Raw genomic sequence first — 14115 nt, forward strand, 5'->3', positions numbered from 1 at the left:
ATCACTATGTTGCTGATTTAAAAAGCCCCAAGCTTAAAAGCTTGAGGCTTAATACTTGATTGTCTTTAAGTAACAAGCTTACCAGCTAATCATTTCTACTTGACCAGTTTGGAAAGATTTAACCGCAGCGTCCGCAATCACGAGAGCTTTACGGCCATCTTCGCCAACTGGGAACTCATGCTTTCCGGTGACTAAACCTTCAACAAAAGCATTTAGCTCGTGACGATACGCTTGAGCGTATCTTTCTAAAAAGAAAGCCATTGGCTTTTGCGAGTTAACCCCATTTTGGTTTGCGACCGTAAGCGTGCTTTCTGGCACATTGTTAATGGATAACATACCACCACAGGCATGCACTTCTACCCTTTGATCATAACCATAGGTTGCACGACGGCTATTGGTAATAACAGCCATTTTTCCGCTGGCACATTTTAAAGTGACAATAGCGGTATCAACATCCCCTGCCTCTTTTACGTAGTCCGCCGTCATGGCTGCTGCGCTTGCATACACACTAATAGGCTCTTCTTGTAGCAACCAGCGCGCCACATCAAAATCGTGAATTGTCATATCGCGGAACATACCACCTGAGCTCTCAATATAGCTTGCTGGTGGCGCTTGCGGGTCTCGTGAGGAAATGGTCAGCATTTCAACCTCTCCTAAGTCTCCCGAGTCTAATACCGCTTTTAAGTGCGCGAAATTAGGATCAAAGCGGCGGTTGAACGCCATCATTAATGGAACGCCTTGCTCTTCGACTACGGCTAAACAGGCATTTACACGCTCGATGGATAGATCCACGGGTTTTTCACAAAAAATGGCTTTGCCCGCTTTCGCTGACATTTCAATTAAATCCGCATGGGTTTCTGTAATGGTACAAATCAATACAGCATCGACATTAGTGTCTGCGAGGGCTTCTTCTACTGTCGCAGCTTGTGCACCATATTTCTGTGCAGTTGATTGAGCAACATCAGTGTTCATATCAACCACATATTTTAAACAGCATTGTGGGTTTTGATACACATTATTAGCGTGAATCTGACCGATTCGGCCTGCACCAAATAGCGCGATATTGATCATTCTTTTCTCCTTATTATTTTCTTTGCCCACATAAAAAAAGCCCCTTATTCAGGGGCAATAAAAGGGACAATCTAACCTAACAGTTGAATTATCCGTTCAGCTTCCTTTTGTACAAATGGCATCGCCTTTTGCATAAAGTACATTTTGTCGAACTTATCGGGCTCTTCATTCATTAAACGTCGTAGATTTTCACCCATCGCCATTCTTAATGAAGTGCCTATGTTGAATTTAGCAACCCGTGTTTTTTTGAGTTTTAGAATATCTTCTTCTTTGATACCTGTTGTTCCATGAATAACTAATGGAACCTCTGTAACACGTTGTCTAATACTATCTAACAATTCATAGTCAATAACCGAGTCTGGTGTGGTGAGTCGGTGAACATTACCAATCGCCACAGCCATACAATCTAACCCGCTTTCTGTAGCATAACGATAGGCATCATCGGGGGAGGTTTTGATGGATTTAATATGATCGCGGCCTTCTTTATAAGCGACAGACCCAATCTCTCCCTCCACACTCACCCCTAGCGCATGGGCAACAGCGGCCACATTTTTGGTACGACGAATGTTTTCCTCTAGTGGTAGCTGGGAGCCATCGAACATCACAGACGAAAAACCATGATGAATCGCGTTAAACACGATCTCTTCGTCATAGGTGTGATCAAGGTGCACGCAGACTTTAGCACTGGAATTATTCGCCAACGAAAGCAACATTTTCGCCAGTGCTTCCACCCCCATGAAATCAACCATGTCTTTGTTAGCCGCTAGAATCACTGGTTTCTTCAATGCTTCTGCGGCCTCAACAATGGCACGACCTTCTTCATAACCAAATACATTGCAACAAGGGATAGCGTAGTTGCTATCTGCTGCTGTTGGTAAAATATCGTTCAATGTTACCAGCATGGCTTGTCTCCATTATTTGAATTTACTAATCATGTCCTTAATGCCAGGAATGGTGTGAACTTGATATTCATGGTGTGGGTCAAAGTGTTGAATCAGCGACTTAGAGTGTTCGCCAACAATAATAGTGAAGTAATACATCTCGTAGCCTGGTGCCGCCACACAAGGATGGTAGCCTTTATCAATGGCAATAACACTGCGATTTTTAATGTGATATACCGGGCCAATGTCATCTTCATGCTCATATAGAAATTGCGCTCCAAAACCTTGGTCTGGATTAAAGCGGAATTGGTATACTTCTTCGTAGCGAGTCTCTTGTTTACCACGCTCTGTATCATGCTTATGCGCAGGGAAACCAGACCAACCACCGGCCCCCACAGTGAAAAGCTCACTCACCAACAAACGGCCACGTTGACTCGCATTTTTCTGCCCGAGAATGTGCTTAATCTTACGGTGCGTTTTCGTGTCATCACTGCCGTACTGAACTTGATCGCTATCCTCTGGGGTAACCTCAAAAGGCTCTAAAGCCTCTTCGTAGCGGCCTCCAGCTATCATGACATCCGCATTTTCTGACGTACAAGTGACTTCGACTACGGCATTTAATGGTGCATATACGGCAGCGGGATTACCATCCCAAACATTTTTTCTTTTTCCAATGTTTTCAAAAACTTGCCCATCCACTGTAATGGTGCAAGTACCACCAGCTAACACAACCGCCGTTTCATATTCCGGTAACTGATATTGATGTGTTTCACCTTTCGATAAGAACACTTGGTTAAAGTAAATGAGTGGTGTTGTATCGTCATTAACATCAATAATTGGCTGATTTTTATTATCGTACGCTGGTATATGTTTACCCATGATCGTTTCCTCAAATTTGTTCTTTGTGTCGCTCGAGAAGCTAATCAGAACCTCAAACGACTTTCATCATTGTTATGCCGCTTCTCTAGCGACGATAAAATCCAGTAATTCTTGGATAGTAGGCATGGCTTCTGTGCAGCTCTTGCGAGAAACGTTAATGGCGGCTGCGGCTGACCCCATTTTCACGCAATCTGTCAAACTCATGCCTTGTAGTAATGAGTACATAAAGGCCCCGGCAAAGGAGTCCCCTGCACCAAAAGGCTTTTTCACATCAACATTAAAGATCCCTTGAGCAAACTGCTCCCCTGAGCGGGTATAGACCTTCGACCCCAGTTCACCAGCCTTAATAATGAGCACTTGTGTTGCATCGGCTAAAAAGCGCTGAGCAGTTTTGTCATCATCTTGGCCTTGATGCGATTTACCCAGTAACTCAAGCACGTCAAACTCTTCTCGATTACCGATAACCACATCGGACATGCTGGCAGCCAACTGATAAATCAAGGAAGACTCTTCCGCTGAAGCCCAAGAGTACGCTCGATAATCCACATCTAGTACCACTTTGGTACCGGCTTGTCTGGCATAACGAATGGCTGCCAATGTTGCCTCTCTGGACGGACTGGTCGATAACGCCGTACCTGACACCAATAGGATTTTGGCATCTGCTATGTATTCATAATCCACTTGCTCAATAGATAAGAGTAAGTCTGCAGCTTGATTACGATATATCACGACTTCGCAGTTGCTGGGCTTCATTTCTGTCACAGCGAGGCTGGTGCGTGAACCCGACTTGTCCACGCTAACCCCGGTTAAGTCGACTCCTGTTTGCCGTAGATAATCACAAACAAAACGCCCTAAGCCGTCATCCGAAACACAGCTAATAAGACCCGCTTTTGCTCCTAGCTTGGCCAGTGCTACCGCGATGTTTGCTGGTGAGCCTCCCACAAACTTATCAAACCCCGAAACCTGCCCTAGGTCTGTCATTTCTTCTTGCGCATAAAGGTCAACACCTGCACGCCCAAGGCACACAACATCCAATTTGCGGTCTGTAGGAAAATCAAAATTAGTCATAGTATTTCACCCATTTTGATTCGTTATCAGCTGATTCCACACAACGCTCTAAAAGACGAACACCTTCTATTCCTGCATCAATATCTGGGAACCAAATTGCTTCCAAAGCACTCTGATCTTGTCGGTCTGCGGCTTCCATTGCTGCCCCAAAGCGGTTATACAAATTGGCCCAAGACTCAAAGAACCCCTCTGGATGTCCCCCTCCAATACGATCATTACTGACGGCTTCATCATCGTTATGTAGATAACCCATGCCTCGCTCAAGGACTCGGGCAGGCTCGCCTTGCACTTCGTAACTCAGCTGGTTAGGACGTTCGTCCCACCATTCAATACTGGCTTTTTCACCAACAATACGAATTTTTTGTTGGTGCATTGAGCCAGCATTTACACCACTAGCCCAAAGCGTGCCAACGGCACCTCCCTCAAATTGCATCATCACATGAGCGTTGTCTTCTAGAGGTGCTCGAGATTTCACAAAGCTTTGGCGAGTACAAGACAAGCTGTCTACATCTAGGCCTGTCATCAATTGAGCAAGATAGAAAGCATGAGTACCAATGTCTCCTAAGACATAGGTTGGACCAGATACAGCGGGGTTCATACGCCACTTGGCACCAGGATTATCCTTTTCTACTTCTTCCGAATGGAAACCGTGTGCAAATTGCATGTTAATGACGCGAACATCCCCGATGTCACCACGCGCAATCATCTCTCGCGCTTGGTGAATCATTTGGAAACCTGTGTAGCCATACATCACACCAAAAACGCGGTTGTTCTCAAGGGATATACGTTTAAGGTCTTCCGCTTCTGCAACCGTGAATGTAACGGGTTTCTCACATACGACATGTAAACCTGACTCCAATGCGGCTTTAGCAATGTCGTAGTGCGTAGAATTAGGCGTCGCTATGGATACTGCTTGAATACCGTCTTCGCGCTTTGCTTCTTCACTAAACATAGTTTGGTAATCAGGGTAGCAGCGCTCTGCATCTAGGCCGATGTTAACGCCGAACTCTCGGCAGCGCTCTGCATCTAGATCGAACGCCCCGGCCACCAACTGAAAACTTCCATCACGTGTCGCACTGGAACGGTGTGCATAACCAATTTGGCTGCCTCGACCACCGCCTACCATGGCCCAACGAATGGCTTTTTTTGCACGGCTTTCTTCATTAAACATTGGTGAATCTCCTTATACGCCAGGGCGCTGGTGTGCGCGGCCTTGGTTAAATTTATTAACAGCAGTTTCTACTTTTTGATTGCGGGTAATTTCAGGTAGGCCAACTTCCCACCAGCAATCACAGCTCGACCATTTAGTCGGGTCGATATCCACCACAATAACGGACGTTTTATCCGCTGCTTTTGCTCGCGCGAAGGCAGCATCAAATTCCTGCATGTTGGCCACTTTCTCACTGTTCGCACCCTGTGCTTTGGCGTGCATAGCAAAATCCACTCGGGCAAGTTCACCATCAGGACGACGACAGTCTTCTAACAAGTTATTAAAGGAGTCATTGCCGGTGTTATTTTGCAGTTTATTAATCACGGCAAAGCCCGCGTTATCACACACCACGACGATCATTTTGTGCCCCGTAAGCACCGAGCTGTAGATATCTGAGTTGAGAATCATGTAGGAACCGTCCCCAACCATAACCACCACATCGTTATCTGGATTGGCAATCTTAGCGCCCCAACCACCAGCAATTTCGTATCCCATACAAGAGAAGCCAAACTCAATATCAAACTTGCCAATCTGCTTACTTTGCCAGTTCATATTCAGTTCAGCTGGCAAGCCACCTGCTGCCGTTAGGACGGTATCGCCCTTTTCTGTTAAACGGTTAACCGCTCCTACCACTTGGGCATAAGAGGCCATTTCAGTTCCTTCAACATGAGCGCGTTGGGCACACAGTGCTTGCCACTTAAGCGCCTGCTGCTGTGCTTCCTGCCCCCAAACTGGGTCTGCTTGCCAACCAGATAGCTGACTCGTGAGTTTATTCAGAGTGTCTTTCGCGTCGGCAATTATCGGCATGGCCAAATGCTTTATAGCATCGCTACGACCAACGTTTATGCTGATAATTTTTAAATCAGGGTTTCGGAAGATTGACCATGAGCCCGTTGTAAAATCTTGCAAACGCGTCCCAATGGCCAACACTAGATCCGCTTGTGCGGCAAGATAGTTCGCTGAGTCTGAACCGGTTGCGCCAACGGGGCCACCATTCAATGGGTTGCTCTGTAACAGAGTCGCACGTCCTGCAATGGTCTCTATGGCCGGCACTTGATGGGTCGCCATAAAGTCAGCCAGCTCAGTAGTCGCTCCAGAGTAATGCACCCCACCACCACTAATAATCAGTGGCCGCTTGGCACTACGTAATAGCTCAGCCGCTCTTTCAAGATCACAAACTTCCGGTTGAGGACGACGAATGCGATGTACTTTTTCTGCAAAGAAACGTGTTGGGTAGTCGTAAGCCATACCTTGCACATCTTGTGGCAAGCCTAGAAAAACAGGCCCACAATCCGCTGGGTCTAATAGTGTATCTAGCGCAGCTGGCAGCGTTTGAAGTAACTGTGCAGGATGCACCAAACGATCCCAATAACGGGTTACGGCTTTGAATGTGTCATTCGCTGTAATGGAAGGTGCATGAAAATGTTCTGTCTGCTGTAACACAGGGTCTGGTAGACGGCTGGTATAAGCATCTCCTGAAATCATTAAAAGAGGTAAACGGTTGGTGTGGGCAATACCTGCCGCCGTCACCATGTTAGTCGCTCCTGGACCAATAGACGTCGTTGCAATACCAATACGCTGGCGGTTGTTCGCTTTCGCATAGGCGACAGCAGCCATTGCCATGGACTGCTCATTTTGCCCGCGCCATGTAGGTAAAACATCCTCAACGTTTTTAAGTTGTTGACCCAAGCACGTCACATTACCATGCCCGAATATAGCAAACGAACATCCGAATAAAGGCTCAACCTTGCCATCAATTTCAATCTTCTGTGCGACCAGATACTTAACCAGAGCTTCCGCGACAGTGAGGCGAACTGTTTCCATAATACTTCTCTTCTTATTGTTAATTTATTACTAAAAGCCGTTAGATAATTAAGCTTTCTTACGTTTTTGAGCGTCTAGCAGAACAGCACCAATAATGATCATGCCCTTAATGATTTGCTGCCAATACGGGTCAACACCTAACATGTTCAAGCCTTTATTCATTACCCCGATAATCAAGGCACCGACAATACACATTGGCACTGAGCCAACACCACCTGCTAAGGAGGTTCCGCCAATAACGGCTGCCGCGATCGCATCGAGTTCCCACATGTTGCCAAATGTTGGGTTACCTGCGTAAGCTCGTGAAGTCAGCATGGCTCCAGCAAGACCCGCTAGCGCTCCGGCTAGGATGTATACTTTAAGAAGTGTTACTTCAACATTAACGCCACAGATCTTAGCGGTATTCACATTGCCACCGATGGCAAAGACATGGCGGCCGAAACTCATGCGACTCATCATAATGTGACAAACCAGTGCAACTAAAATGTAGATAACAACAAGGCCAGGCACCCCAAACAATGAGCCTTCTGCTATTGAGGTAAAGGCATCGGAGCTGGCATCGACTGGACGCCCATTACTTACCAACTGTGCAACACCACGAGCCATGGTCATCATGCCAAGGGTGGCAATGAAAGGAGGAATACGGCCATAAGCTGTAATAGTGCCGTTTATCAGTCCACAAATACTGCCTACAAACATGGCGGCACCAAAGGCAAAGATCGCCATGCCGTAGCCTTCCGTGCCTGTCACTATGGTCGCGCCTACTACTGAGGCTAATGCCACAACAGCACCAGGGGATAAATCAATACCACCCGTTACGATGGCGAAGGTCACCCCTATAGCGATAATGCCAAACATGGAAACCTGTTCTAAAATACTGAACACATTTCTAAGGGATGCAAAACCGTCTATCTTTAGTGACAAACCGGCAAATAGCAGAATCAAAATGATCAACATGCCGTATTTATTTAGAATTTCTGAATAATTAATTTGGCGCACTGTTGCGCTTGCTGCCTTAACCATTACGCGACCCCTTGTGTCTTAAATTCAGTATCAAAACTTTGTTGTTCTTGTTGTGTTGGGTTGTCCCCTGCTGCCATCTCTAGGATGCGCTCTTGAGTCGCTTCTTCACGACCAATAATGCCGACCTCATTACCTTCGGACATCACCATAATGCGATCACTCAAAGACAAGAGCTCTAACATTTCTGAGGACACCACGATGATGGCTTTACCAAGCTTGGCAAGTTCAACGATTAACTTATAAATCTCTGTTTTGGCCCCGATATCAATCCCTTTGGTCGGTTCATCGAGTATCAAAATCTCTGGTTCTAATAACAGCCAGCGAGCAATCAATACTTTTTGTTGATTACCCCCAGATAAGTTGCCAATAATGGTGTCAACGGTTGGGGTTTTTATCCGCAAACGGTCTTTCATGGTATTGGCCACTTCACGAGCTTTTTCCTCGGAAATAATATGGTGATGCTCGTAAGGATGCAGTTCAGGCATAATCATGTTGTCCGTCACACTCATATTGAGCATCAAACCGGTCAACTTGCGGTCTTCAGTAACAAAGCCAATTCTGTGGTTAATTGCATCGGAAGGTTTATGTATCTCGATCTTTTCACCATGCAGGTAGATGTCACCGCTTTTAGCTTGCTTATAACCAAACAAGGCTTCTACAACCTCACTTCGCCCTGCACCCACGAGACCAGCCAGGCCGAAAATTTCCCCTTTGCGCACATTGAAACTGATGTTTTCAAATTTTCCTGGTAAGGTTAAATTGCGAACATCTAACAGAGTTTCCCCTTTTTCGACCTCTTCACGCTGGAACATTTCGTCCATTTCACGGCCGACCATCATTCCAATGAGTTCTTCTTTGGTTATGTCTGTGGTCTTTTTGGAACCTATGTATTGCCCATCACGAATAACTGACACTTCATCAGACAATTCAAAGACTTCTCCCAACTTATGAGAGATATAAATGATAGCGATGCCACGCTCTTGAACTTTTTTAACAATCTTATACAGCTGCTGAACTTCAGATTCTGTTAATGCCGTTGTCGGCTCATCCATGATGATTAGTTTGGCATCGTATGAAACTGCTGTCGCAATGGCTAACAACTGAGCTTTCGCCACAGAAACGTCTTGCATTAGGGTCTCCACGCTCATCGGGATACCTAATTCTTTTAAAATTTGGTTAGTTTGCTCATTCATCGCGGCTTGATCCATCAAGATACCTTTCTTGATTTCACGACCTAAATAAAAATTAGCGGCCACAGACAAGTTAGCAGAAGGGCTGATTTCCTGTGGCACCATAGCAAGCCCAGTACGAATTGCATCTATTGGAGCTTTAGGAGTAAAAGGTTGACCGTCAAAATGGATCTTGCCACCCGCATCCGGCGTGTACAGACCATACAAGATTTTCATTAATGTTGATTTACCAGCGCCATTTTCTCCCATTAGCGCATGGATGCTGCCCTTGCGGATCGATAAGTTCACTTGATCCAAGGCTTTTACACCTGGGAAAGTTTTACTTACGTTTTCCATTTCTAATATGAAATCTGAAGTAGTCATAAGCGTTGTTATTCTTATTCGTCTAGTTAAGTTTGGAGCAAAGTCTCTCTATCTGAAAAACGGACTGACTCGTTTTTCTAGCACTTTTCAAAAAAAGATAAGTAGAGAGACCCCCAGCCGTTATCGGCATAAGGCTGGGGATATGCTGATTACAGCGTTAGTACTGAGACAAATACTCAGCTTTTTGATCTTCTTTCACTAACTCAAAATCGATCCAGTTCATTTTCTCAACCTTCTCGCCTTTCGCTAGTTGATAAGCGATTTCTGCGCCACCATAACCTTGGCCTTTCGCACTCTGGAATACCGTAGAGTCTAGACCTTCACCAAGATACTCAAGGGCATCTGGCGTAGCGTCTACACCTGAAATGATTAGAGAAGCGTCAGTCAAGCCGGCTTTCTTCGCTGCCAATAAAGCACCGATAGCCATTTCGTCATTGTTGGCAACAATCACGTTAATTTCAGGGTGGGCTTGCAATAAGTCTTCGGTAATTTGCAACGCTTTCGCGCGGTCCCAACGACCTTCTTGCTCAGCAACAATTTTGATATTTGGGTACTTATCAAACACCTGCTTATTACCTTCTGTACGTTTGATCTGGGCTTCGTGACCTAGAACCCCCATAAGAATGGCAACATGACCAGGCTTACCGTCAAGCATACCGACGACACTTTCAGCTTGGATAATACCGGCTTGAATGGACTCAGAGCCGACATAAGCATCCACATTTTTCATGGTGCTTTCATTAGGAAGGCGGTTAACAATAACCAGTGGGATATCTGCTCGGCTGGCTTTTTTCGAAATAGGCTTAACAATAGCCACATCGGTGGGAACAACTAACAATGCATCTACATCAGCATCGATAAAGTTATCGACATCATTGAGCATTTTGCTTGGGTCATCATTAGCATCCGTTAGCTTGATTTGAACATCAGGGTGCTCAACATCAAACTTACTTACCCCTTCGTACAAATAGCTTAGCCATTTGTCGGCAAACGATGGCATTGGTGCGCCGATTACCAGTTCATCTGCCATAGCAAAATTTGTCATAGAGCAGATTACAGAAGCGGCAAGCAAAGTCTTTTTAATCATGTTCATCTCATCCTTTTTTTTGTTATTTGAGTAATAAGAATCAATCAAGTGTGAATGGTTTTTTATTGTTCCAATCGATCACTTGGTAATCAGACTAGCAACAAGATTATTTTATTGCAAGCGCTTGCAATAAAATTTTTATCTCTTATGATCAATTCTTATTAAAGCGATAAAACAACAATAAAAGAGCGATTAAAATGAAGTTAAAAATTGGTAATGCCCCTTGTTCATGGGGCGTCGAAATGCCCGATGATATAATTAACCCTAAATGGAACAAGGTGTTAGAAGAGTGCCAACAAGCTGGTTATAAAGGTATCGAGCTTGGTCCTGTCGGCTTTTTTCCTGAACAACCAGACGTGTTTGGGCAAGCCTTAGAAGAGCATCAACTCACACTTACTGCCGGCGTAGTCTTTCGACCGTTTCATGACCCAAATCAATGGGATAGGGTTTTAGATGGTGCCCGCCGAACATTTCAAGCATTACGTTCTCATGGCGCACATAACGCCGTCCTTATTGACTCCATCGCTGAAGAAAGAGCCCTGACTGCTGGCCGCCCTTTAGAGGCCAGAAGGCTCACTGGGCTCGATTGGAAAGGCATGATGGATCGTGTTGAAACCATCGCCAAAATAGGCACTGAAGAATTTGGACTAGATGTATCCCTTCATGGTCACGCCGCTGGCTTTATTGAGTACAAAGACGAAATCGAGAAAACGCTCGATCATATTGATGAGAAATATCTGTCTCTTTGTATCGATACAGGGCACTGTTTATATGCAGGATTTGACCCTATTGAATTTTATAAGACACACCAATCTCGCACTCATTATTTACATTTTAAAGACGTTGACCCGCAAGTGAAGGCCAAGGTAATTGCCCAAAGAATTAACTTTTATGATGCGATTAAACAAGGTTTATTTTGTAACCTCGGTCAAGGTAGTTGTGATTTCTCAGCACTCTTTACCGCTTTGCGAGACTCTAATTTTCAAGGTTGGTCTACTATTGAACAAGAGTGCGACCCTCTATCAAACAATACGCTTAACGACGCAATAGCAAACCGAGAGTTCTTGTTCAATACATTAAATTCATTTATTAGTTAACCATTTCTAGTCGAAATTATGCATGAAAAAATGTATAATAAATAAACACATTTTTTCGACATAGCAAGCAAGGATGAAGCTAATAGCACAGGTTAAATAATAGGTACTTCATGCAACAAAGCCGATATAAACACGTTACTCAAAAAGAGGTCGCTGACAAAGCGGGAGTCTCTCTATCGGCTGTATCTCGGGCCTTCACTCAAGGAGCGAGTGTTTCCGCCAAAACGAGGGAAAAAATTGAAGCCGCAGCAGATGAGCTAGGCTATAAGCCTAACATTTTAGCTCAGTCCTTAATGACTAACCGCACTCATTTGATCGGAGTCATTTCCAGTAACTTTGAAAACCCTATGTTTATCGAAGTACTCGACCTTATCACGAAAGAGCTGCAGTCTCGTAACTACCGCACTTTAGTAGAAAACCTTGCACTTGAGGCAAAACCAGAAGACGTATTAGACCGCTTGTTGCAATATCGCGTGGATGGCGTGCTGTTTTTATCTTCCGTTTTACCGGCCATATTTGCTGAAGTCTGTGAAAAAGCGAAGTTACCTTCGGCGATTATGTTTGGTCGAGCTTGTGAGACGGGTCCGATCAACGTAGTAACAGCGGACAATAGCCAAGCAGGCACTATTGGCATAAAAGCACTACTAGATTACGGCTATAAACACATTGCTTTTTTAGGTGGCCCTGCGAATGCCACTACAACAATAGATAGAAAACGCAGTGCTATTCAAACCCTAACGGAACATGGCCTTGAATTTGCCACCATTCAACACTGTGATACTTATTCCTATGATTCAGCTCGCCAGCAATCTCTAGCCTTATTATCTGATCACCCTGAGGTCGATGCTATTTTCTGTGGCGACGACATTCTAGCCATCGCAACGCTGGACTCCGCTAGAGAATTGGGGCGTTTGTGTCCTGAAGAAATTGGCATTCTCGGCTTCAATGATATGTCTATGGCATCCTGGGGAGCCTATAATCTCAGCACGATTAAGCAACCTATTCAGAAAATGGTAGATGCCGCGGTAGAGTTGATCATTAAGCGCATAGAACACCCACATTTAGCCACGGAGACGCGGCTTTTCCCTTGCGAGCTGATAGTGAGAGACACACTTAAAAGACAAAGCTGATGTGTACATCACTTTGTCTTAATGTTACGACAAGCGGCTAAGCCCCTTGTCGTGTCTTGAGATTACTCTAAGTCAACCCACTGACCGTTGCTTTGATAGGACTTAACCGCCGCTTGCACAAACTTAACGCCTTGGGCGCCATCTTGAATGTTTGGAAAGTTTCTTGCTAAAGGATCTTCCGGTGTATTTGTCGCTTTCGCAATAATCACCTCGGCCAAATCCGTGTATAAGTTAGCAAAAGCTTCTCGGTAGCCTTCCGGATGACCAATGGCAATACGGGAGACTCTATTGGCCGCTGCATGCAAGCCTATACCGCCTTTTTGCAGTATCTTAGTGGGCTGATCTAAGCTGCGCACCAATAACTGATTAGGTTGCTCTTGATGCCACTCTAAGCCACCTTTACTGCCATATACTCGTAAGTATAAACCATGATCGGCGCCTGCCGCCGCTTGCGTAATAAAGAAAGAGCCACGGGCGTTATTACTATAACGAGTTAGAATACCCGTATAGTCGTCTGCTTCCCGCCCAGGTACAGTTGTCGCAATGTCCGCACACAACTGAGTCGGCTCAAGCCCTGTTACAAATGATGCCAAGTGATAACAATGAGTCCCTATGTCTCCCAAAATTAACGATGGCCCTGCTATTTCTGGATCCATATGCCAGTTTTTACCGTTTTTCTCTGCTTCCGAAAGCTCTGCTAGATGGCCTTGTACATAGTCACATTGCACCATACGAATCTCTCCAAGTTCACCAGCAGCAATGATCGCTTTGGCTTCACGTACCATAGGAAAGCCTGTGTAAGCATAAGCTACGCAGCATTCTAGCTCGCTTTGCTGAACGCGTTTTACTAAATCCATGGCTTCATCTAATTCGTTTGCTAAAGGCTTTTCACAAACCAAATGAAAACCCTGCTCTATGGCAAGGCAAGCAATCTGATAATGGCTGTTATTGGGGGTCATAATGGCAATCACATCCACTTTGTCTGATCGCTTTGCCTCAGCCAAAATCATCTCTTCTGGTGTCCCATAGCCACGCTCAATACCAAGCTCTTGAGCACTTTGTATCGAACGTTCTGGATTAGAAGAGAATACGCCAGCAACCACGTCATAGTATTCTTCTAATCGGGCTGCACCACGATGCACATTACCAATAAAAGAGCCCGGTCCACCACCAATCACACCCAGTCTCAGTTTTCGTCCTAGCGCTTTAATAACAGGATTCGCAACCATCTTTTTATCCTTCTTGTTGTTCTATATGGCTAATAAAAGAACACCTTGCCTCACAGCGGGTCA

Annotated in this window: 12 protein-coding genes; 2 read left to right on the plus strand and 10 right to left on the minus strand. The window is 45.1% G+C overall.

Annotated features, from left to right (window positions below):
- Positions 1-78: 78 nt before the first annotated feature.
- From iolG to ACYVGZ_RS10025, 9 genes are all read right to left on the minus strand, one after another.
- Positions 79-1071 (minus strand): inositol 2-dehydrogenase, encoded by a 993-nt coding sequence (gene iolG, locus ACYVGZ_RS09985; RefSeq protein WP_460754757.1) that lies wholly within the window; start codon positions 1069-1071, stop codon positions 79-81.
- A gap of 71 nt (positions 1072-1142) precedes the next feature.
- Positions 1143-1973: a class II fructose-bisphosphate aldolase gene (locus ACYVGZ_RS09990; protein WP_460754759.1), complete on the minus strand. Its 831-nt coding sequence runs from the start codon at positions 1971-1973 to the stop codon at positions 1143-1145.
- Positions 1974-1985: 12 nt separating this feature from the next.
- On the minus strand, positions 1986-2831 hold the full coding sequence (locus tag ACYVGZ_RS09995; RefSeq protein WP_460754762.1) for a 5-deoxy-glucuronate isomerase: 846 nt from the start codon (positions 2829-2831) through the stop codon (positions 1986-1988).
- A gap of 72 nt (positions 2832-2903) precedes the next feature.
- Positions 2904-3899, minus strand: coding sequence for a 5-dehydro-2-deoxygluconokinase (gene iolC, locus ACYVGZ_RS10000; RefSeq protein WP_460754764.1), 996 nt, complete (start codon positions 3897-3899; stop codon positions 2904-2906).
- The gene (locus ACYVGZ_RS10005) at positions 3892-5070 is read right to left on the minus strand and encodes a Gfo/Idh/MocA family protein (protein WP_460754767.1); all 1179 of its coding nucleotides are present in this window, start codon (positions 5068-5070) and stop codon (positions 3892-3894) included. The genes iolC and ACYVGZ_RS10005 overlap by 8 nt, the downstream gene beginning before the upstream one ends.
- Before the next feature lie 12 nt (positions 5071-5082).
- Complete coding sequence (iolD, locus tag ACYVGZ_RS10010) at positions 5083-6933, minus strand: 3D-(3,5/4)-trihydroxycyclohexane-1,2-dione acylhydrolase (decyclizing) (protein WP_460754770.1); 1851 nt, start codon at positions 6931-6933, stop codon at positions 5083-5085.
- Positions 6934-6981: 48 nt separating this feature from the next.
- Entirely contained in the window at positions 6982-7956 is a 975-nt protein-coding gene (locus ACYVGZ_RS10015; RefSeq protein WP_460754773.1) for an ABC transporter permease, read from the minus strand.
- The gene (locus ACYVGZ_RS10020) at positions 7956-9509 is read right to left on the minus strand and encodes a sugar ABC transporter ATP-binding protein (protein ID WP_460754775.1); all 1554 of its coding nucleotides are present in this window, start codon (positions 9507-9509) and stop codon (positions 7956-7958) included. The genes ACYVGZ_RS10015 and ACYVGZ_RS10020 overlap by 1 nt, the downstream gene beginning before the upstream one ends.
- A 157-nt stretch (positions 9510-9666) precedes the next feature.
- Positions 9667-10596 (minus strand): sugar ABC transporter substrate-binding protein, encoded by a 930-nt coding sequence (locus ACYVGZ_RS10025; protein WP_460754778.1) that lies wholly within the window; start codon positions 10594-10596, stop codon positions 9667-9669.
- A 197-nt stretch (positions 10597-10793) separates the two neighbouring features.
- Here ACYVGZ_RS10025 and ACYVGZ_RS10030 point away from each other — a divergent pair, with 197 nt between their 5' ends.
- On the plus strand, positions 10794-11693 hold the full coding sequence (locus tag ACYVGZ_RS10030) for a TIM barrel protein (protein ID WP_460754780.1): 900 nt from the start codon (positions 10794-10796) through the stop codon (positions 11691-11693).
- A gap of 110 nt (positions 11694-11803) precedes the next feature.
- Entirely contained in the window at positions 11804-12823 is a 1020-nt protein-coding gene (locus ACYVGZ_RS10035; RefSeq protein WP_460754783.1) for a LacI family DNA-binding transcriptional regulator, read from the plus strand.
- A gap of 62 nt (positions 12824-12885) precedes the next feature.
- On the opposite strand, the gene ACYVGZ_RS10040 is transcribed toward ACYVGZ_RS10035, so the two are convergent.
- Positions 12886-14052: a Gfo/Idh/MocA family protein gene (locus tag ACYVGZ_RS10040; RefSeq protein ID WP_460754785.1), complete on the minus strand. Its 1167-nt coding sequence runs from the start codon at positions 14050-14052 to the stop codon at positions 12886-12888.
- Positions 14053-14115 lie beyond the last annotated feature (63 nt).

It is taken from the genome of Marinomonas epiphytica, assembly GCF_054780655.1.